This window comes from Roseovarius aestuarii (genome assembly GCF_019966515.1).
Taxonomy (GTDB): domain Bacteria; phylum Pseudomonadota; class Alphaproteobacteria; order Rhodobacterales; family Rhodobacteraceae; genus Roseovarius; species Roseovarius aestuarii.
In genome coordinates this window covers 1-21,178 of the sequence record NZ_JAIMIB010000013.1, presented here as the reverse complement: position 1 = coordinate 21,178, position 21,178 = coordinate 1, and the positions used below count along the sequence as shown (strand labels likewise).

14 protein-coding genes are annotated in these 21,178 nt (G+C 57.8%); 9 read left to right on the top strand and 5 right to left on the bottom strand.

What is annotated here, in order from left to right; genetic code table 11:
• Positions 1–41: 41 nt before the first annotated feature.
• Genes LC334_RS15110 through LC334_RS15090 form a run of 5 tightly spaced genes read left to right on the top strand, consistent with a single transcriptional unit; the run spans position 42 to position 6,446 of the window.
• A complete protein-coding gene (locus tag LC334_RS15110; protein ID WP_085801273.1) occupies positions 42–989 on the top strand; it encodes an ABC transporter permease in 948 nt (315 codons plus the stop codon).
• Positions 986–1,864: an ABC transporter permease gene (locus tag LC334_RS15105; protein ID WP_085801272.1), complete on the top strand. Its 879-nt coding sequence runs from the start codon at positions 986–988 to the stop codon at positions 1,862–1,864. Before LC334_RS15110 ends, LC334_RS15105 begins: the two co-directional genes overlap by 4 nt.
• 3 nt (positions 1,865–1,867) lie before the next feature.
• A complete protein-coding gene (locus LC334_RS15100) occupies positions 1,868–3,553 on the top strand; it encodes a dipeptide ABC transporter ATP-binding protein (RefSeq protein ID WP_085801271.1) in 1,686 nt (561 codons plus the stop codon).
• A 9-nt stretch (positions 3,554–3,562) separates the two neighbouring features.
• Positions 3,563–4,987, top strand: a complete 1,425-nt coding sequence (locus tag LC334_RS15095; protein WP_085801270.1) for an amidase — start codon at positions 3,563–3,565, stop codon at positions 4,985–4,987.
• Positions 4,988–5,003: 16 nt separating this feature from the next.
• Positions 5,004–6,446, top strand: a complete 1,443-nt coding sequence (locus LC334_RS15090; protein ID WP_085801269.1) for an amidase — start codon at positions 5,004–5,006, stop codon at positions 6,444–6,446.
• Positions 6,447–6,460: 14 nt separating this feature from the next.
• Here the strand turns inward: LC334_RS15090 and LC334_RS15085 are convergent, their stop codons facing one another.
• On the bottom strand, positions 6,461–7,126 hold the full coding sequence (locus tag LC334_RS15085; protein WP_085801268.1) for a DNA-3-methyladenine glycosylase I: 666 nt from the start codon (positions 7,124–7,126) through the stop codon (positions 6,461–6,463).
• A gap of 121 nt (positions 7,127–7,247) precedes the next feature.
• On the opposite strand from LC334_RS15085, the gene parE reads away from it, so the two are divergent.
• The 3 genes from parE (at position 7,248) to LC334_RS15070 (ending at position 11,060) form a co-directional block, all read left to right on the top strand.
• Positions 7,248–9,206, top strand: coding sequence for a DNA topoisomerase IV subunit B (gene parE, locus LC334_RS15080; protein WP_085801267.1), 1,959 nt, complete (start codon positions 7,248–7,250; stop codon positions 9,204–9,206).
• Positions 9,203–10,255: a S1 family peptidase gene (locus LC334_RS15075; RefSeq protein ID WP_085801266.1), complete on the top strand. Its 1,053-nt coding sequence runs from the start codon at positions 9,203–9,205 to the stop codon at positions 10,253–10,255. The genes parE and LC334_RS15075 overlap by 4 nt, the downstream gene beginning before the upstream one ends.
• Positions 10,256–10,610: 355 nt before the next feature.
• Positions 10,611–11,060: a hypothetical protein gene (locus LC334_RS15070; protein ID WP_139836445.1), complete on the top strand. Its 450-nt coding sequence runs from the start codon at positions 10,611–10,613 to the stop codon at positions 11,058–11,060.
• 472 nt (positions 11,061–11,532) lie between these two features.
• Here the strand turns inward: LC334_RS15070 and LC334_RS15065 are convergent, their stop codons facing one another.
• The 3 genes from LC334_RS15065 to LC334_RS15055 form a co-directional block, all read right to left on the bottom strand.
• Positions 11,533–12,810 carry a hypothetical protein gene (locus LC334_RS15065; RefSeq protein ID WP_085801264.1) on the bottom strand — a complete coding sequence of 426 codons (1,278 nt, stop codon included), beginning with the start codon at positions 12,808–12,810 and terminating at the stop codon, positions 11,533–11,535.
• 112 nt (positions 12,811–12,922) lie between these two features.
• Entirely contained in the window at positions 12,923–14,062 is a 1,140-nt protein-coding gene (locus tag LC334_RS15060; protein ID WP_085801263.1) for a saccharopine dehydrogenase family protein, read from the bottom strand.
• A gap of 83 nt (positions 14,063–14,145) precedes the next feature.
• Positions 14,146–15,201: a saccharopine dehydrogenase gene (locus LC334_RS15055; protein ID WP_085801262.1), complete on the bottom strand. Its 1,056-nt coding sequence runs from the start codon at positions 15,199–15,201 to the stop codon at positions 14,146–14,148.
• 529 nt (positions 15,202–15,730) lie between these two features.
• Here LC334_RS15055 and LC334_RS15050 point away from each other — a divergent pair.
• Positions 15,731–17,464 carry an ATP-binding protein gene (locus LC334_RS15050; protein ID WP_176237720.1) on the top strand — a complete coding sequence of 578 codons (1,734 nt, stop codon included), beginning with the start codon at positions 15,731–15,733 and terminating at the stop codon, positions 17,462–17,464.
• A gap of 33 nt (positions 17,465–17,497) precedes the next feature.
• On the opposite strand, the gene LC334_RS15045 is transcribed toward LC334_RS15050, so the two are convergent.
• On the bottom strand, positions 17,498–20,284 hold the full coding sequence (locus LC334_RS15045) for an ATP-binding protein (protein WP_085801260.1): 2,787 nt from the start codon (positions 20,282–20,284) through the stop codon (positions 17,498–17,500).
• Positions 20,285–21,178 lie beyond the last annotated feature (894 nt).

Here is a 21,178-nt window from a genome sequence, read left to right as displayed (position 1 = left end):
GGTCATCCTGATCCCCCTTCACCCCCGCGAAAGCTCTTTAGATGCTTGTCTACTCATTGAAGCGCATCGGTCTTGGCATCCTGGTCCTGATACTGGCGATTTCGAGCCTTTATATGCTGATCCAGGCTGCACCGGGCGATCCGGCCAGCGCCATGCTGGGGCCCCGCGCCACACCTGCGCTAAAGGCCGCGATCACCGAGAAGCTGGGGCTGGATCAGCCGATGCCGGTTCAGGTCTTCAACTACCTGATCAGCGTGCTGCAAGGAGACCTGGGCACCGATCTGAAGAGCAAACAGCCGGTTCTGAACACGCTCAAAATTCATCTGCCGCGCACGCTGGAGCTACTCGGTGCCTCGGTGCTGGTGGCGGCGCTGATCGGTATTCCGCTGGGCAGCATTGCCGCGGTGCGCCGTAACAGCCTCTTTGATCGCGCTATCGGGCTCTTGTCGGTCAGCGTGATCGCAGTGCCCGCCGTGATCATCGCCATCTTCGGCATGCTGATCTTTGCTGCCGGGCTGGGCTGGGTACCAGCCATCGGCGCGGGCGAGGATGAAGGACTGCTGAGCCTCCTGCACCACCTCATCCTGCCAGCCATCGCCGTGGGCATCGGCTGGGTCGGCTATATCGCGCGGTTGGTGCGTGCCTCGATGATCGAGGTGCTGTCGGCCAATTACGTCCGCAACGCTCGCGCCTTCGGTCTGCCGGAACGCCGCATCATCTACCGCTACGCCCTGCGCATCGCCGTCGCTCCCACGATCACCGTCATTGGCATCGGTGTCGGCGTGATGATGGGCAGCGCGGTGTTTGTCGAGATCGTCTTTGCGCGCCCCGGCATCGGCAAGCTGATGTACGAGGCGGTGCTGTTGCGCAACTACCCGGTTTCTCTGGGGGCGGTGCTGGCGGCGTCGGGCGTCCTGATCGTGGCGACCACGATTTCAGATATCCTCAATGCCCTCATCGACCCGCGGTTCATGGAGTCGGGCGAATGAGTGTCACCGAGACCAACCCTCCCGCCGAGCGCGGCGCGTTTCTGGACGGGTTTCTGCGCCTGATGTCCGATCCAATGGGCGCGATTGGCGTGGTGCTTGTCACGCTACTGGTACTCTCGGCCGTATTCGCCGGTGTCCTGTCCCCCTATGATCCGGCGGCCATAGACGTGCCATCCAAGCTGCAGGCGCCCTCTTGGGAACATTGGTTGGGCACCGATCAGCTGGGCCGCGACGTGCTGTCGCGCGCGCTCTACGGCGGCCAGATTGCACTAAGCGTGGCGCTGATCTCGACCGCGCTGGCGGTAGGGTTTGGCGTCATTCTGGGCATGATTGCCGGGTTCGGTCCGAAATGGCTGGATAATCCCATTGTTCTGGCTTTCGACACGGTGCGTGCCTATCCGGTGATCATCCTTGCCCTGGCGGTTGGCCCGATCTTTGGCGCGGGGTTGAATACCGTCATCGGCATTCTGGTGGTCACTTCGGTGCCTTATTATGGCCGGATCGTGCGCACCTCGGTTATCGCGGCGTCAAAAGCGGATTATGTCGAGGCATTGATGGCGATGGGCATGAGCCGCGCACGCATTCTGGCGCGCCACATCCTGCCCAATATCATCGGCCCGATCCTGATCCTGGCCTCGATGGACATCCCTGTTTTCATCGCCGCAGAGGCGGGGCTGAGCTTTCTCGGTGTGGGCGTCAAGCCGCCGCAATCAAGCTGGGGGCTGATCCTTGATGACGGCTACAAGTTCATTCGCCAGACCTATTGGCTGGTGATCGCGGGATCCGTGCCGTTGATTACCGCCACGCTGGGGTTCACCTTTCTGGGCGAGGCGCTGCGCGACACCTTCGACCCCAAATTGCGCCGGGGGGTCTGAGTCATGGCGGAGGAACCCCTTCTGGAAGTGCACGAGCTGGCGGTCAGATACGGGTCACTGCCGGCGGTCAACTGGGCCAGTTTTTCGCTGGAACGCAACCGCGTGCTGGGCATTGTCGGCGAAAGCGGTTCGGGCAAATCGACGCTGATCTGGGCGCTGACACGGCTGTTGCCGGATGTCGCGACGATCACTAGCGGCTCGGTGTATTTCGAAGGGCAGGATCTGTTGCGGCTTCCCCCCGATCAGTTGCGAAGATTACGCGGCACGCGGATCTCCTATATCTCTCAGGATCCGATGAGCGCCTTGACCCCGGCGCTGCCCATCGGTCAGCAGATGATGGATGTGCTTTATCGCGAGCCGTGGAGCCAGAAGGAGAAATGGTCGCGCTGTATCGACGCGCTCGACTGGGTCAGCCTGCCGGACCCGGCGGCGCGAATGAAGATGTACCCTTACGAACTGTCGGGCGGGCAGCGTCAGCGGGTCTCGATCGCGATGGCCCTGATGCTGGAACCCGATCTGGTGATCGCGGACGAGCCGACAACCGCGCTTGATGCCACGCTTGAGGTGGAAATCCTCGACCTGCTGCGCCGGTTGCAGCACGAGACCGAAAGCGCGGTGATCTTCGTCACCCATCACCTTGGCGTCGTCTCAAGCCTCTGTGACGACGTGCTGGTGATGAACCACGGTGACATTGTCGAGGCTGGCCCGGTGCCGGAGGTCTTCGCCAACCCGGCGCATGACTACACCAGGATGCTGCTGCGCTGCGACCCGGCGCGGATCGAGCAACCCACCCGCCGCCTGCCGTCAATGGCCGACGATCTGGCGAAACCGGTTAAAATCGTTTCGGGCCCAAAGGACCGGGTGAAAGCTGATCAGGCACCGGTGCTGGATGTGGCCAACCTCTGCGTCAATTTCACCAAGCCCGACATGCTGCCCAAATGGCTGGGCGGCAGGCCACAGCTTATCCGCGCGGTGCGCGATGTTTCCCTGTCGGTGCGCAAGGGCGAAACCCTGGCGCTGGTCGGCGAAAGCGGCTCGGGAAAGACGACGATAGCACGCTCGGTTCTGGGGCTGGTCGGTGCTGACAGCGGCTCGGTCACGGTCACCGGACGCACGGTGGATCGTGGCAACAGTCAGGTATTGAAATCCGTGCGCGCCTGCACCTCGATGATGTTTCAGGACCCGGTCGGCTCGCTCAGCCCGCGGGTGACCATCGGCGAACAGATCCTTGAGCCGCTGATTGTGCAGGGCCGCCGCGATCTGGATCGCCGGGAGACGCTCAACCGGCTCCTGACAAATGTCGGCCTGCCGGTGAGTTTCGCCAGTCGCTATCCGCATCAGCTTTCGGGCGGGCAGGCGCGGCGCGTCGGCGTGGCCCGGGCGCTGGCGCTTGACCCGGAACTGATCATCGCGGACGAGCCTACCGCCGGGCTTGATGTCTCCGTTCAGGGCGAGGTTCTGAACCTGCTCAATGAAATTCAGGAGCGCACAGGCGTGTCGATCCTGATCATTACCCACAACATGAGCGTCGTGCGTCATTGCGCCGATCGCGTTGTTGTCCTGCTGAAAGGCGAGGTCGTGGAAACCGGCCCCTGCGCCCGGATTTTCGACGCGCCCCAGCATGATTACACGCGCGCGCTGATTGCCGCTTCGCAACACGAATTACCTGAGTTTTCTGAAACGGAGTAAGGCTTTAGCATGTCTGATCTGGAACTTTGTTACCTGCCGGCCCTCCGGCAGATCGAGATGTTTCGTGCCCGCGACATTTCACCGGTCGAGGTGCTGGATGCGCAGATCGCCCGGGCTGAGACCGTTGAACCGGTCGTCAACGCCTTTACCGAGACGTTTTTTGATCAGGCCCGGGAACAGGCCCGCGCGGCGGAAGAAACCTATGCAAACCGCCCGGATGAGGCGCGCCCACTGGAGGGGCTGACCGTGGGCATCAAGGATGAAATGGACGTCGCCGGGCAGCGCAACACCAGCGGGTCACTGATCTACAAGGATCAGCTTGCGACAACGGATCATCCTGTCGCAGCACGTCTGCGCGCGGCAGGAGCGATTTTCCACGCCCGCACCACGACGCCTGAATTCTGCTGTGCCTGGGTGACCTCCAGCCGTCTGCACGGCACCACCACGAACCCTTGGCATCGGGATTACACTTGTTCGTCCTCCTCGGGTGGGTCGGCGGCGTCACTGGCGGCGGGCACATCAAGCCTTGCCACCGGCTCGGATATCGCGGGGTCGATCCGCGGCCCCGCCGCCGCCTGTGGTGTTGTCGGCTACAAGCCGCCTTATGGCCGGGTGCCGGATGATCCGCCGTTCAATCTTGACCCTTACAACACCGTTGGCCCGCTGGCGCGCCATGCCGCCGATTGCGCGCTGATGCAGAATGTCATCTCGGGTCACCACCCGGGTGACATCGCCAGCCTGCGCGACCGAATGGATATCCCGCTGCGACATGACGGCGTGGAGGGGTTGAAAATCGCCTATACGCTGGATGTCGGCAACGAGGTGCTGGCCGATGATGTCAAGGCGCATACGATGCAGGCGCTGGACCGGTTGGCGGGGCAGGGTGCCCTCATCGAACATGTCGATCTGGGCTGGACACGCGAGACGACCTATGCCGCTCGTGACTACCTGGACTTCGGCCTCGGCCACTACCTGAGGCAAGAGATCGAGGCGCATCCCGATCTGGTCTGTGACTACACTAAATTCCTGGCTGAACGGTCGAAGACTGCAACTGCCGAAAAAGTCTATCGCGCGCAGGAACTGGCTTGCGAGATGTATGCCAGCCTCGCGCCTGTACTGGACGACGCCCATGCCCTGATCTGCCCGGTCTTCATCACCCACGAGGTGCGCGCTGACCAGGCGCTATGGGATACGATGACCGTGGGTGGGCGCGAGATCGACACCGATTACGAATTTCATCTGCTGCCGCAGTTCAACATGCTGAACAGGCTGCCTGCACTGGCCGTGCCGACGGGCATAGCCGATAGCGGGTTGCCGATGGGCGTGCAGATCGTCGGACGCTCTTATGACGATCCGCGTGTCTTCCGCGTTGCCGCGGCGCTGGAAAAGGTGACGCCATTTTTTGACTGCGCCGCGCGTCGGCCCAACCTCTGAGGAAAGGGATATAACCATGGTAACGACACTGAACAAAGCTGATCTTGACCTGTGCTACATGTCCGCCACTGACGTATTGGCAAAGTTCCGTGCGCGCAGCCTTTCGCCGGTGGAGTATCTCGACAATCTGATCGCCCGGACGGAAGAGGTCGAACCCAGGATCAACGCCTTCACCGCCACGCATTTCGACAAAGCGATGGTGCAGGCTAAGTCGGCCGAAGCGCGGTATGCGAAGGGTACGGGTGACCTGCGTCCACTCGAAGGATTGCCCGTCGCCATCAAGGACGAGGTTGATCTGACAGGGGAAATCGTCACGCAAGGCTCGCTCTATTACAAGGACGAGGTGGCAACCGAAACACATTTTGCCGCCCAACGCCTGTTCGACGCGGGCGCGTTTTATCATGCCCAGACCACAACGCCCGAGTTCTGCTGTGCTGGGGTCACTGATTCCCGCATTCACGGCACCACCCGCACGCCCTGGGGGCTCGACTATACCTGCGGCGGCTCCTCCGGCGGCTCGGGCGCGTCACTGGCTGCCGGCAGTACACCGCTGGCGACCGGCTCGGATATCGGCGGGTCGATCCGCATCCCCGCCGCCTGTTGCGGGGTCGTGGGATATAAACCGCCCTATGGTCGCAACCCCGACAACACCGCCTTTGCCTATGACATGTATGCGGTTGTCGGACCGATGGGGCGTACGGTTGAAGATGTGGCGCTGATGCAGAACATCATGTGCGGGCCGCATCCTCTTGATAACGCGTCGATTCGACCGAAATATGAACTGCCGCTGACCCATAAGGGCCTGAAGGGATTGAAAATCGCCTGGTCGATGGATCTGAATTTTTTCGAGATTGATGACCATGTTCGCACCAACACCCTGCGCACGCTCGATATTCTCAAAGACCTCGGCGCAGAGCTGGTGGAGGTCGACCTAAGCTGGACGGCCCGTGCGGAACGAGCGGTCGAGGTTTATCTCGATCACCTCTTCGGCGGCTACATGGCATCGGTTGTCGAAACCGATCCGTCGCTGGCCTCGCCCTGGGCCGCCTATTGTGTCAAGGCCAATCAGAACACCTCCAGCACTGAATTCTACGATGCCTACGAGGCGCAGATGGAGATGGGCCGCGCCTTCGGGATTGTGCTGGAAGATTGCTATGCCTTCATCTGCCCGACCCTCGGCCACCATGAAATCCCGGCAGATCAGAACCCGGCAGACAGGCTTGCGATTAATGGCAAAGCCGTCAACCCGATGTATGGCTGGACGCTCTGCCATCCGTTCAACATGCTGGGCCGCTGCCCCGTTTTGTCGGTGCCCTCGGGTATCGGCGGAAACGGGCTGCCGACCAGCGTTCAGATCGTTGCACGGCATTTGGACGACGCACGGGTTTTCCGCGTCGGGCAGGCGTTGCAGCAGGCGAACCCGTTGTTAACGACTATCAACAACCGCCCCAAGCTCTAGAAAGCGATTGCGGTCTACCCGATACTCATCGCCAGGACCCGGCTGATCTCGGTCAGCGATCGCCCGGATTGAGATTGCCATGTGTTGAACGCCTCCTGGACGGCGTTCATCGCACTTTTCGAGGTCGGCGCCTTGTCGATCACCCCTTCCGCGATCAGGCGCGCCACCACGTCCCTCGACAGGATATAGCTGTCCCGCCCCAGCATTCGCATCGAATAGGCGCCAGTCATTCCGCCCAGCCGCGAGCCGCGCTTCTTCAGCATCTCCAGAAGTGCCACAAACTCCGCCGAAGGCCATTCGCCGATCACCTTGCCCACGCCACCCTCGTCGCGCAGCTCCAGCAGAAAGGCGGCATTATCGCGGACCGAGGCGATCTTGGCCCCGTGCCGCACGATCCGCGTATCGGTCAGCAGGCCGTCGAACATCACATCATCCATCATCGCGCAGCGGCCCACGTCAAACCCGTGAAACGCCTCCTCGAACCCCGGCCATTTCTTCTCGATCACCGTCCAGTTCAGCCCGGTGGCAAAGATGTATTTCGACATCTCCGCCAGCCAGCGGTCCTCGGGTATGGCCGCCAGCTCCGCCGCGCTTTTCGGTCTGCCCAACTTCGCCTCCAGCGCCTCGGCCCCGCCATGCCGCCCGGCACTGATCTCGAAAATCTCCCGAAAGCTGCGCATACACCCCTCCTTTTTGCCGAATCCTATACCGCAATACTGTCAACTTCTGTCCGAAGCCGCTTTTCGACTTCGCTTTGCTCTGCCATAATACCCGATAATCAATAAAACAAAGAGCAGCGGTATGAACGATCTCCTCTCCGGGCAGCCCGACCCCTCCGACTACGACGCCCATTCCATCGAAGTTCTTGAAGATATGGAACACGTCCGGCTCCGGCCCGGCATGTATATCGGCGGCACCGACGACCGGGCCTATCACCATATGGTCGCCGAAATCGTCGATAACTCGATGGACGAGGCGGTCGCCGGACACGCCACCCGCATCGAGGTCGAATTGCACGAAAACGGCCATGTGACTGTCCGCGACAATGGCCGCGGCATTCCCATCGGACCCCACCCCAAGGATCCGTCCAAAACCGCGCTCGAAATCATCTTCTGCACGCTGAATGCCGGTGGCAAGTTTTCCGGCGACAGTTACGAGACATCCGGCGGCCTGCATGGCGTCGGCTCGTCTGTCGTTAACGCGCTGTCCGAATACGTGCGGGTCGAGGTTGCCCGCAACAAGGAACTCCATGCCATGGAATTCCGTCGCGGCATCCCGCAGGCTCCGCTGGAAAAAATCGGAACCGCGCCAAACCGCCGGGGCACGACCGTTACCTTTCACCCCGACCCTGACATTTTCGGTTCGCTCAAATTCAAACCCGCCCGGCTGTTCAAGATGGCTCGCTCCAAGGCCTACTTGTTTTCCGGGGTGGAAATCCGCTGGAAATCGGCGATTGAGGATGGCGAAACACCGACCGAGGCCACCTTCCATTTCCCCGGCGGCCTGACCGACTATCTCAAGGAAACGATGGGATCGGCCAGCACCTATGCGGAGCAGCCATTTTCCGGGCTGGTGGATTTCAAGGAGCGCTTCCAGGTGCCCGGCAAGGTCGAATGGGCGATCAACTGGACGCCCTCGCGCGACGGCTTCCTGCAAAGCTACTGCAACACCGTGCCCACGCCCGAGGGCGGCACCCATGTGGCGGGCTTCTGGGCCGCGATCGTCAAGGGCATCAAGGCTTACGGCGAGCTGGTCAACAACCGCAAGGCCGCCCAGATCACCCGCGACGACCTGATGACCGGCGGCTGCGCGCTGGTCTCGTGTTTCATCCGCGAGCCGGAATTTGTCGGCCAAACCAAGGACCGCCTCGCCACGACCGAGGCGCAGCGGCTGGTCGAAAACTCCGTCCGCGACCATTTCGACAACTGGCTGGCAGCGGATACCAAATCCGCCGGTGCGATCCTCGATTTCCTCGTGCTCAGGGCCGAGGAACGCCTGCGCCGACGGCAGGAGAAAGAAACCCAACGCAAATCCGCCACCAAGAAGCTGCGCCTGCCGGGCAAGCTGACCGATTGTTCCTCGAAAACCCGCGAAGGCACCGAGCTTTTTATTGTCGAGGGCGACAGCGCGGGCGGTTCTGGCAAGGGCGCGCGCAACCGCGAAACCCAGGCGCTTTTGCCGCTCAAGGGCAAGATCCTCAACGTGCTCGGCGCGGCCTCGTCAAAACTGGGCTCGAATGCCGAGATTTCCGATCTCTGCGAGAGCTTGGGCTGCGGCATGGGCACACGCTTCAACATCGACGATCTGCGCTATGAAAAGATCATCATCATGACCGACGCCGATGTCGACGGCGCCCATATCGCCTCGCTGCTGATGACCTTCTTCTTCACCCAGATGCGCCCGCTCATTGACGCAGGCCACCTCTACCTCGCCTGCCCGCCGCTCTACCGCCTGACGCAGGGGGCCAAACGCGTCTATGTCGCTGATGATGCCGAGAAAAACGCCCTGATGGAAAAGGGCCTCGGCGGCAAGGGCAAGATCGACGTGCAGCGCTTCAAGGGTCTGGGAGAGATGGACGCCAAGGACCTCAAGGAAACCACGATGGACCCGAAAACCCGCAAACTGATCCGCGTCACCATAGACGAGGACGAACCCGGCGAAACCGGAGACCTCGTCGAGCGCCTCATGGGCAAAAAACCCGAACTGCGCTTCCAGTATATTCAGGAGAACGCCCGGTTCGTGGAGGAGTTGGATGTTTGAAGCACAATTTCGAAATTCCCCATGAATTTGAGCATGACAACCTCTCAAACTGGGGGTTCCATGTTGCCCAAGCTCTAGCAAATCACCCAAGGACTCTACTTGAGGAACACGCGCCATCATTGGTTGGGTTGAGCGACCTTAGGGCGCAAATTCACCACGTTTTCTATCTACACTCAGAACGTGAATTCTTGGTCAAAGTACGATACAGCCCGGAACTGCAAATTCACACAGGTGGCAATGCAAAGGGGGGCGAACTTGAATTCTTTTCCAAGAATTTTGAGAGGCTGCGTGCGAGCACAAAAAATGGCCTAGTTGTATCCCCACAAGATGGACTTACGGATGCGTCGACCATGACATTCATCGGGCAACGCGATTCAAACTTTGCAGATTGGGGGTCAATGCAAAAAGCAGCGGCTTTTTGGTTGAATGAATATTGCGTTCCCCACCTACTGAAACAGAATAGAGAGCGTGTTCAACTCGCGCTCCCTCAGCCGCCAATTTTTCAGATTCAAGATATTTCGCGTAGTCTTTGGGTGCTGGAATGCGAAGAAAGCTCGACGCAAGGTACCGCTTTTCACCTGTCGGGAGTAGGGTTGATTACCTGTGCACACTCGATAGGCCCAAAAACTAGGGCCTTTCGCCATGACAGCCCCAGCGAAAGATTTGTTGTCAAAAGATTGTCTGTAAACGAAATAATAGATTTGGCAGTTTGCGAGATTGATTTTCCGAATCCATCCTTCCTTGAAAAAGGCTCCGGCGATTCGATTTCCTATCATGATCATTTATTGGTTGCGGGCCATCCCAACTTTCGTCACGGCGACACACCGGTGGCTTCACCCGGTATCGCAGTGGGATTTCGAACTGTTTCTTCAATACGTAGAATATTGACCAATGCTCCTATAGTGGCGGGCATGAGCGGGGGACCAGCACTCGGCAAAGACGGCAAAGTTGTTGGCGTGTGCGTAACAGGATTGGAAAAACTCGGTGGAAAAGACGAAACGGAAGACTCTGCAGTCATACCTATCGACGCTATTGGTTTTGTCATTTGAAGCAAGCGTAGAGTGTGTGCTTGCGCGCACCGTACTACACCCAAAGGGCATCGCCTGACCGCGGGCGGAAGCGAAGCGCCCGCCGTCGCGCCAAAGGCGCCACGATCATAGGCACACCTGCGGTGTGGTGGGGGGCAGTCGGGCGCTGCCCGTGTCGCAAGCGTCCCGGGCGAAGTTTTGGCCTTACGCATTCCCCCCAATCTGAAACCGTCGATGTGGGTGGTCGAAACCCACGCATTCCCCATCATCCGGGAATGACGGATTTCACCTGCTCCCGCGTCACCTCACTCTCTGCTTGACGACGCTTTTTGCTTGTGATCACTCGGGCCTCAAACAACCTGAAGGAGGGTGCATGATGCGTCTTGGAAATATGTTGACCGTGGTTTGCATGGTGTTTGGATTCGCCGGTGCGGCCTATGCTCAGGAGCGTGACGGGGTCTGGGTAACCTATTACCTCAAGGATGATACCAGCACGGTCACCGGCCTGATGCAGGTGGCGCTGAAAGAGAACGGACAGACCATTCCGGCGCATTATTCGCTCAAGCGGGTCTCGAAATTCATCGCCGAGGATTGCGCTAGCGGCAAGATCGGCAAGATCGAACTGGGCAAGCAGAAATACAAGCGCCGCTGGGGGTTTGTCCGCCAGGAATTCACCACCACCTGCCAGGGCGGACCGAACGCAAAGATCGGGGCAACCTCGGGCCGGGTGCAGGTGCAGGTCAAGCGTCAGGCAGATGGGCGTGACGTCGCCGAATATTTCTTTGGCCGCAACGGCGATATGGTCACCGTGAACAAAGTGCGGTGACTTGCGGGCCCGGGGCCGGGCAGGTCATAAACCTGGCCGGTCAGCGGATTGCGAACCACCCGGGTTTTCGAAATACAAAGGGGCGCCGGAAGCGCCCCCATCGGGTTTTTGCTGACGAGGGCCGTTCAGGCCACAACTGACATCACGCCCCAAAGGCTCATCATCGTTATAAAGGCGAAAACGGTTGGCAAAATTACACGTATCATAGCGTGTCTCCTTTCCAGGCAGCCCATGCCGGGCTGCGGTGCTTTCCGCAGAACGGTATGCCCTGCGATGACACTGATGTGGGCATGACCGGCTGTAACAAACACCCCGAGGTGCCACACATCCGATCACGGCGTCGCGGGGAGTGTGTGACCGGGCCGAAAGCCCGTGGCGGGACATGGCCACGCGGGGCGAAACGTACGTAACCCGCGTACAGGACGTACATGTCGTACATAACTCTGCATCAGCGCGCGGCGGATAAAACGGATCAGTAAAACCTGCCCTCGAAGCATCCGTGATGCAGAAAATGCTGCTCGGGATCTGCTTGCGCGCGCGCCAGATCGGGATTGAGCGCCAGGTACTGCGCGCCGTTGAAATCATCCGGCAACTGGCGGGTCGGAAACGGGTCCGGTTCGCTCAGAATTCGGCTCATATGCTCACCGAAGCGTTTGATATCGCGCGGTAATTTCCTGAACTTCCTGCCCGCGCGGGCGACCAGAAATTCGGTCAGTTCCGGGATCAGGCCGTGGCATATGTCCAGCAGATCTTCATGCTTGTCGAGAACATGGGTGCCTTTGCTGTAGGCGCGGGTAAATTCCTGCCCGCATTGCTGGTCTATCCAGTCCAGCGCATCCTTGTTCGCATCGTGCAACCGGTCGGCAAACGCATCCGAAAGTGACAGTTTTCCCGTACCGAATTGAGACATTAACACATTGAAATAACGCTTGTTTCTCTCGAAATAAGTATTGTCCGCCGGCACATCCCCGAAATATGAAATTGTCGCCAGCACGGCCGTGGCTTCGGCCCCGAAGCTGACATTGGTTCTGATCCGGCGCACGCGGCTGGCGTCAAGGCTCATCCGGTCGCAGAAATCGTCGATAATATCACCGTTTTTCAGTGCTTTAGTGGAATATATGGCGAGGTGGAGATTTTCATCCGCCAGAGCCTCTTTCCACTGTTTGAGGTAAAAGGCATCCCGGTAAATTAACTCGTTCAGGTCCTGGCTCATCCCGTCCGAGTAGAACATCACCGGATCGGCGGCCGTCAGGCGTTGCTTGAATCTCGACAGGAAGGCCCCGGCGCAGGTGCGCAGATAGCAGACCGCGTCAATCCGGTCGAAATGCTCCCGGAACTGGCCGATCAGCCCGCCGGCGCAACGGGGGTTGCCGAAAAGCGCCTCGCCCGAGTAGATCAGCCTGCGATGGGGCATGCTTGTAATGCTCTTGGTCAGGGCGGTTTTGTATATCTGCACATCGGGCGGGCGTTTCGTGCGCAGCATGAACTTCATCGGGACCGAGTTTGGCCAGCGCAGCTTGTCGCCGCTGGCCATCCAGTTGGGATAATCGTCGATGCATTGTTGAATATCGGCCTCACCGAAACCAGCCAGAACAAGGGGTTCGCTCTGGTTTGGGTTGTCGGGGGCAATCGGTAGCCTGGCAAAAGTGGTCTCGCCATCATCATAATTCGCCAGACCGAATTGAAGCGCCGTCGTGCCGGTCTTGGCGGTGCCAAAGTGCAGGATGCATGATTGCTTTTTATTGGACATTTATGATCCCGGCATTGCTGTTCGCTGGCGAGTTGGAAGCTGGATAAAGTCTCTGGGGTGGCAATTCAATTCGAATTCCCGGGTCGGATTTCGCCGATGATCAGGGCGCCGGTCAGAGGTGATCCACCACCTGCAGATGCTGCGCCAGCTTGTCGATCTCTCCGAGGAAACGGCCGACCAGCTTGGGATCATGCGGGGCAGGGCTGACACCGGCGGGGATTTCGCGATTCATCACCGCCTCGATGGCCAGTGCGACGGGCACCGAGACCAGCCGCGCCATCGCGGTGCCACGGGTATCGCCCCAGGCATCCATGACGAAGGTCTTGTGCCAGACGGGCAAGCCTTCGCGCTCGGCCTTGAGCGCCACGCAGAGCACCACGCGGTCAGGTTCGCCCTCGTCATAGGCATTCTCGGCCCAGAACTGATCAGACATCTCTTTCAGGCGGGCGTCACCGGTGGCGCCGTCAAGCGTTTCGATTTCGGCAAAAACGTCTTTCCAGGCTTCGCTCCATCCGTTCAGGCGCAAGGTGCCACGAACGAATTCCTTGACCCGCCAGTGGGGTTCAAACTGGTAATCTTCCATGAAGGGCAGGCTGTCGCGATTGGGATAAACCTCGAATGTTTCGGGTGTAGGCAGGGGCGCCATGTAGCTGCTGATCGCGTCCCAAGGGCGGGCGACGTTCAACTCGGTATAGTTGCGGATCGACTTTGACGGTGAGCGCAGCGCCTTCAGGACACCCAATGGCGACCAGCTGAATTTGTAGCGGAACGGGTTGGGATGTTTCGGGATGCCGCCACAATAGGAAATAAAGCTGAGGTCATTTTCGGCTTCAAAGGCGTCCGAGGCGCGATAATCGGCAAGCAGATGATGCGCCATCAGATGGTCGATGCCCGGGTCCAGCCCGACCTCGTTAACGCACGACACGCCGCGCAAAAGCGCCTTGGCGTGCAACTCGCGCATTTCGGGCGCGATATAGGAAGACGAGACGAAATGCGCACCTTTGTTGATGCACATCTCGGCCAGTGGCACGTGCCAGTCACCGGGCAGCATCGAGACGACGATATCGCCTTCCTGAACCTCCGCTGCCAGCGCATCAGCGTCAAACACCATGATCCGTCTGGTCAGGTCGCCCACCGCGTTCTCGGCCTTGTCGAGAGTGCGGTTCCAGACCGTGACCTCATGGCCCGCCTCGATCAGCCTGCGTAACCCGGGGATGGCCGAAAGGCCGGTGCCGCACCAGTGGATTGTCATGTTCGTGTCCCTCAGTCGTCCGGTGATATTTGTTACCGGTTATCCCTATCGCAAAGGGTCGCCAGAGGGAAACCGTTCTCGGCTCAGATATCTTTGATGTGGTCCTGGAATATCTTGAACGCGCACCTCCAGACGCCTGTGTCGAGGTCCCCGAGGGTCATTAGCGAAGGCAGAAGCTGTGCCGCGTAGTCCTCGGAGGATTCGACCGGCAGGAGCGAGGGCAGGTTGTCGATTGCCATCACATCGAGTGGCGGCGTCTCATGGACGCGGATGGCAGGCGTGTCCCAGGTGGTAGCGGCATCATATACCGGAACCGGATTGTAATCGCTGTCGGGGTCGCAGGCGACATCACCGATGACGCTGAGGTTGCGGGGGGTGCTTAATGCGGATTTAGGCACGAAAACCGGCGTGCTCGGTCGGGCGAAGATGCAGTTGATGAAAAGATCATGCTGCAGGATTTCCGGGAACGGGCCGCCGTGGGCGGTCTCGTCCATGTCCCAGCGGGTCGGCGTGATGCCCATCGCGGTGCAAAGGTCCGACGCGCCGGTGCCCACGCGACCGAGGGCGCCGATAACGATGGCCGAGGGGCGAGGCTTACCAGTGCCGTCGAGGTCGTTGGAGAGCTCCTTTAGAAGCGCGTCTTTGCCGGGGTAGGTGGTAACCGGCGGGCAGGGGGCGCTGCGCTGTTGTGCAGCCCAGCATTTGAGGGACACCGCCGCCCCCGCATAACCCGCCCAATAGCCAAAGGCGGCCACGCGGCGACCGCCGTCATCTACCAGATATTCCAGATCATAAAGCGTCCCGCCACCGGCCTTGAACCGCTCCAGCAGGGCACGGCCTGAGTGCTGACCCTTGAAGGCATGACCGAACATGATGTGCCTGTGCGGCAGGGGCGTGCCGTCTTCGGGCAGTTCCTTGAGGCCAAAGATGATCGCGTCAGCGGGCGCGTCGGGCCAGCTGTTTTCCGGTGCGATGTTGCAGCCCGCGTCGCGGTAGCCGCCAATCGGAAGCGCGCGACCATGACTTTCTTCGACGGTAACCTTAAGCCCCGCTGCAATCAGAGCGGTAGCCCCTTCGGCCGTCAGCCCAACGCGTTCTTCGTTCGGTCGCTGTTCGGCGCGAACCCAGAGATGAGTCATGGTGTGATTCCTGTTTTTTCGGCATTGTGGAGGGAAATCCGGCGCGGGTCGAGTGGCTGCTTCGAGTCCATTCTGACCAATGCTACGAAAAGTCCGAATGTCTGAATATGATGAGCTGAGCAACCCCAATAGAATGGTCCGGATTGAAAGTTGCGTTAGCTTTTTTGAAGGGTGACAGAGCGATCATTGAACTTGCAATTTAGTTTGATCGGCATGCCAATCAGATCAAGCAGTGTAAGGACGCTGACATCTAGTTCAGCATGAACGGAAATGGTGCATGGCGCGGCAACATCATCGTAGAACGATTAGCCTATCTGGGTCTGATAACAAAATTCGCGACAGAACCGTTATTGTGAAGATAACAATTCGCAGTGATTGCGACTAGGTGACTCAATCATAGTTGGGTAAAACAGGGTACGCATTTTAGACAAGGAACGACTGGTCTTTGACAAATTTTCAGCATTCTGGAATTCCCGCTCGCATCCGGGCGCAACAGGTTTATGCGTTATCTCGATTGATGCCCGCGCTGATGATTGTGAACCTGGTGAATGCTGCCGCATTGATATTGGTGCTTTACATCACCGCGCATTTCACTCTCGGGATCGCAATCTGGACCTTGGTGATTGGGTTTGTCTCGGTACGAACGCTGCTTCAGAGCCTGCGCCAACGCCGAAAGGCGGCGCCTGAGACCGTCAGCCGACGCGCCATACTCAAGGTCGTTCGCAGCTCGGTCATGTTCGGCCTGATTTGGGTCTATCCGAGCATGTTCGTGCTGCCATCAGTGGACGGCGGAGCGCAGGTTTTCACAGCCGCGTTGATCACCGGAATGATATGTGGCGGTGCGATAACGCTCTATCCCATTCCGCTCGCGGCCGTCTCCTATTCCGGCCCGGTTACTGTCGGCGCCCTGGTTGGAATGGTGCTGGCATCGAATCCAGTGGCGATCGGCCTCTCTGTCATCGCGGCCAGTTTTTTCTTCATTTTCTTCCAGGTCATCCAACGGCACGCACAGCTATTCGTCTCGGAATTCGTGGCAAAGCTCGACCTTGAAGAGAGCAACAAGTCGATTGAAAAACTGATGGCCGAGACCAGAACCGAGGCGAGCGAAGAAAAGCGCCGCTCTGAAAAGCGGTTGGCCGAGGCCCAGAAGATGGAGGCAATTGGCCAGCTGACCGGCGGTATCGCTCATGATTTCAACAATCTTCTTGCGGTGATTCAGGGCAATGCCGAACTGTTGGAGGAACTGAAATCAGGCGAGGACGCCAAACCCATGACTTCGGCGATCGTCCATGCTTCGCAACGCGCCGCCGAACTGACGCAGCGCCTGCTGGCCTATTCCAGGAAACAGCCGCTGAGACCGGAGGTGATCGACACACGCAAACTTGTTTCAGACATGTCCGATGTTCTGCAGCGCATGCTTGGGGAAACTATCGTGGTTTCGGTGGGTTCACGAAACGGCGCCTGGAGCGCTCTTGCCGACCCTGGCCAGGTAGAGGCCGCGCTCTTGAATCTGGGCATCAACGCCCGGGATGCGATGCCACATGGTGGCAAACTGATAATTGAATGCGCAAATGTCACTTTGGATGAAGACAGCAACATTGATGGCTCTGAGATCACAGCCGGCGACTATGTGGTACTTTCGGTATCGGACCACGGGGTCGGTATGTCCGAGGAGGTACGCAAACGCGCTTTTGAACCTTTCTTCACAACGAAAGGGGTTGGCAAGGGCAGCGGCCTTGGCCTTTCCATGATTTATGGCTTTGCCCAGCAATCAGGTGGTCAGGCTACAATTTACAGCGAAGAGGGTAAGGGCACGACGGTCAAGCTGTACCTGCCGCGGGCGTATTCCGAAACGGAAAGCACAGTAAAGCCCAAAGACGAGGCCGTGCCGCGCGGGAATGGAGAAACCATTCTGGTGATCGAAGATGATCCGGCAGTTCGGAATCTGGCCGAGATGATGCTCAGGAACCTGGGGTACAATGTCATCTGCGCCGAAGACGCGAATGAAGCACGGCAAATTGTCATTGGGCGAAACGAGATCGGACTCGTGTTGTCGGATGTCATATTGCCGGGAGGTGCGAGCGGCCCGGAGTTCGCGGAAGAACTCAGGGCCGGTTATCCGAAGATAAAGGTCATCTTCATGTCCGGCTATCCGGCTGAAGCCGCAAAGAAAAACGGCTTTCTCGGCTCTGACAGCGTGCTGCTGAACAAACCCTTCCGAGTCGCTCAACTCGCAAGAGCTATGAAAGAGGCTCTCAGATAAGCACATATGCCCAGAAAACTACGCAGGTTCTTATCACAGATCTGAAATGGCAGTCTCGACCGCTCTAAGCAGCGTCTTGCGCGACACCGGCTTCATCAGCCGAACATCATCGGGTCTCAGGTCTTTGTCTTGAACCGTCGTTTCACTGGCGTACCCGGAAACGAATATGAACAGTATTCCAGGCCTCAAAGCACGAATCTCCCTGGCCAAAGACGGACCTTGAAGCCGCCCGGGCATGACGATGTCAGTCACAACCAGGTCAAACTGATCGTCGTCACACAGAATCTCAAAAGCCTTATCGCCACTGGTGGCAGTTACCACCTCAAATCCACCGGCAACCAGCGTCTTTTCCATCACGGCCAGCACATCTTCCTGATCTTCCACCAGAAGAAGTCGCTTTCCGGATCGCTCACTCGCGACATAGATGGGCTCGTCCTTGTCCTGCGCACTGCTTTTGAGAGGGTTATCCTCTGCTGCAGGAAAATAAATTCTGACGCTCGTTCCCACACCCGGCTTCGACTCGACCCTGATGACACCACCTGATTGCTTCACGAATCCTTGCACCATGGACAAACCCAAACCTGAGCCTTTGCCAACAGTCTTTGTCGTGAAAAATGGATCGAATATTTGATCGAGAATCTCGGGCTCTATACCGCTGCCATTATCCGTTACGGCCAGCATGACGTACCGGCCGGGTGGTATGTCCTTGTGTCGTTCTTTGGCACCAGCCACACCGATGTGAACGTTGCTGGTCTCTACGACCACCCGACCGGAGCCATCAATTCCATCGCGCGCATTTACGAGCAAATTGACCAGTGCGCTTTGTACAGAAGCCCTGTCGACCATCGTCGGCAAGAGATCGTCCTGTTGGATGGTATCGATTTCGACCCGGCTTTCGATTGTTCGACCAACCCAGTTCTCTGTTTCCTTCACGACCTGGTTGAGATCAATCTTTTCGGGGACCAACTGCGCCTTGCGAGCATATGCCAACATGTTCTGAGTCAGCTCTGCCCCTCTGTTCGTCGCTTCGACCGTGCGATCGATCAGGCCGACTGAAACTGGAACACTCAGGGAATCGCTTTGTACCTGATCCCGCAACATCTCCTGATTGCCCAAGATTACAGCCAGCAAATTGTTGAAATCATGCGCGACACCCCCAGTAAGTTGACCGATTGCTTCCATCTTTTGGGCTTGTCGCAGGCGCTCCTCAGCCTTCAGGTAGTCAGTTATGTCAATCGATGTGAGAATGATCCGCTCATAGGTTTCTTCGCACCCCGATACGACTGACCATCTGGCCATAACTGTCCGTTCCTCACCGCTCCTTCGAACCACTTTGCTTTCATATTCAACAAGCCCTTCACCGTTAAAAACGGCCAGAAAGATCTTTTTCAGCGCTGATTGCGCGCTGGTGCTCAAATTTCTTGTAACCGATGCGGTGAACGCCGATTTGTCCGGGTATCCGTGCAGTTCAAGGGCTTTCTGATTGGCGTTGCGTACGATAATTCTGGACGCGCACTCCAGAACAAATTCGGGGTGCTTCTTGAAATACATCGACAATTCTGAAGCGCTGGTCACTGGAAGAGCATGCAGTGTCTCCCTGACTTTCGAAAAATCCTCTTCACGGACTGATATCGGTTGGCTTTCGAACAGGCTTTTGAATCGTTTCTCGCTTTCGACCAAAGCGGATTCGGCCTTGAGTTTTTCGCTGATCTCGTTGCGGAGCCGTTCGTTGGCATTAGCCAGATCTTCGGACCTTTTTGCTTCCGCTGCCTTTGCGCCCGCAATTTCAGCAGCAGTGCGGGCCACACCTTGCTCCAGATTTTCAAACTCTCTGATGCTTGCTATCGATTTGCCGAGAAGTGCCGGTTGGATACTCTTGCCATCCGCAACAGCTTCCACCGCTCGCTCAATATGTCTAACGCGGCGGGAAAGTCCGGAAGATATAACCAACGCCACCAACCACGAAAACAACAGTCCTGCGATCAATACCAGGAGCGCGTTTTTGTTGATATGATCGGCAAACGCCTGCAACTCGTCAACAGGCTGCGGCACCATAACGCCCCAGCCCGTTCCTTCAGCAAACGCAAATCCGGCAATCATCTCGGTCTGCATGACCGGAGAGTAAAATCTGGCGACACCAGTCTCGCCAGCCATGATCCGCTGGACTATGGAAATGCTGGAAAGGTCAGCCGCCTTATCGGTCCATTCCGCGCTTGGATGGGCGAGAATATGCCCTGATCGGTCGACGATTGCCGCGTGGCCCCGCTCGCCGAAACTGATATCTGCCTGGAGGTTTCTAAAGTATGTCGTATGAATCGCCCCAACAACCAGCAACCCGTTTTCGCGCGTTACCAGGAATATTCGGGGTGGCTCGCCTTCTACCGCTACCACGCGCGAAATGCCTATCCCTTCTTGCGGCGCCAGGCGTAAAAAATTCTGCAGCCGGTCCTCTGGGATAAATTTCGGGCAGGCATACTGAGTGCCGAAATACTCGTGTATGACGTCACCCGTTTCCGGAGAAGCAACGCAAATGTGCCGAAAGTGAAGAGCTTCGAAAACGTCCTTTGCTTCGATCGCTTGCCCCCTGGAAATCTGGGGAGCGAAAGATCCAAATGCCGTTGTCAGATCACGATGGTAAACCTGCAACGTCGAGCTCAAGTTCTTTGCGATCAGCAGATGACGTTCGTGCACCGCGTCGATTTGGCTTTGCAGGGCTGCCGAATGCGGCCAAAGCCAGAATACCGCAAGCGGTAGTCCGGAGGTCAAAAGAAAAGCCATGACCAGATATGCGCGAATTCGAAATTTCAAAAACTTTTTCAAATTAAAATGTCCCCATCACTTCGGACAGATTAGCAGTATTTCTGAGGTGTATCGAGTAAAGGAATAATGCTGATTTCAGTTGCTCGAAGCGCATTCAATACGCGTCATCGGATCTCTGCCGGTAAATCGCTAAGTTGGGAACGTCGCCGAGAAAGCTAAACCCTACTGTCTGCCAATTGAAAACCAATATGACTACTTCCGCTAATCTTGGAAATCAGAAGTGAAGTTGAGGCGCAGCGGCCTCACTGTTTACGCCGCTGAAGGGGCTCCTTTTAGTCAAAAATTTCCGTGCTGTGCATCAAGGCTCGGTTAGTCATGCCGCACTGTGGCATCTGGCATGTCCGTCGCCAGAAGATTTGACTTAGGAGCAACCGCGACACTTGAGTCAGACAAACACCACGAATAACCGATGAAGGGTCAAAAATCCCAATTCACTTACTTCGGAACCATAAAGTAAGGATCGCTGATCGCCAAACGTTCGACGAACAAAATGCCCGGTAAGCCGAAAGCGGCCATCGGAAACAAATGCTGCGAATTGGTGCTTTGTCTGCGCCTCGATTGTCGATCTCTGTTGCAGCGAAGGAGTGGTTTGGAAGCGGCGTCTCCGTATGACTTTCAATGGCCGGTTTGGTGACTTGATTAGAAAGCTGCGATGGGTGTGCTGCGCGGGCGAACGAATGCTGCGTCAGCAATAGCTGTATGTGCACAAGTCGGCAAAGTCTGCGTCTTTACCGTTCAGTCACTGAAAAATGCTGCGGGATGTATGAAGGTCCGGTTTTGGGAAACCGATTAGAGGAAATTGGAAGTGGCCGAATGGCCTGTGTGGATAGCTCCTGCATAGCAAGACATTTTTTGAACTAATTTGGCACTGGTCAGAAGCAGACGTGTGTCCGG

Bases quoted from the DNA above. Each gene is read 5' to 3' on its own strand.
- LC334_RS15100 (WP_085801271.1), top strand. From the start codon at position 1,868: ATGGCGGAGGAACCCCTTCTGGAAGTGCACGAGCTGGCGGTCAGATAC.
- LC334_RS15060 (WP_085801263.1), bottom strand. From the start codon at position 14,062: ATGACAATCCACTGGTGCGGCACCGGCCTTTCGGCCATCCCCGGGTTA.
- parE (WP_085801267.1), top strand. From the start codon at position 7,248: ATGAACGATCTCCTCTCCGGGCAGCCCGACCCCTCCGACTACGACGCC.
- LC334_RS15095 (WP_085801270.1), top strand. From the start codon at position 3,563: ATGTCTGATCTGGAACTTTGTTACCTGCCGGCCCTCCGGCAGATCGAG.
- LC334_RS15050 (WP_176237720.1), top strand. From the start codon at position 15,731: ATGATTGTGAACCTGGTGAATGCTGCCGCATTGATATTGGTGCTTTAC.
- LC334_RS15090 (WP_085801269.1), top strand. From the start codon at position 5,004: ATGGTAACGACACTGAACAAAGCTGATCTTGACCTGTGCTACATGTCC.
- LC334_RS15105 (WP_085801272.1), top strand. From the start codon at position 986: ATGAGTGTCACCGAGACCAACCCTCCCGCCGAGCGCGGCGCGTTTCTG.
- LC334_RS15110 (WP_085801273.1), top strand. From the start codon at position 42: ATGCTTGTCTACTCATTGAAGCGCATCGGTCTTGGCATCCTGGTCCTG.
- LC334_RS15070 (WP_139836445.1), top strand. From the start codon at position 10,611: ATGCGTCTTGGAAATATGTTGACCGTGGTTTGCATGGTGTTTGGATTC.
- LC334_RS15085 (WP_085801268.1), bottom strand. From the start codon at position 7,126: ATGCGCAGCTTTCGGGAGATTTTCGAGATCAGTGCCGGGCGGCATGGC.
- LC334_RS15065 (WP_085801264.1), bottom strand. From the start codon at position 12,810: ATGTCCAATAAAAAGCAATCATGCATCCTGCACTTTGGCACCGCCAAG.
- LC334_RS15055 (WP_085801262.1), bottom strand. From the start codon at position 15,201: ATGACTCATCTCTGGGTTCGCGCCGAACAGCGACCGAACGAAGAACGC.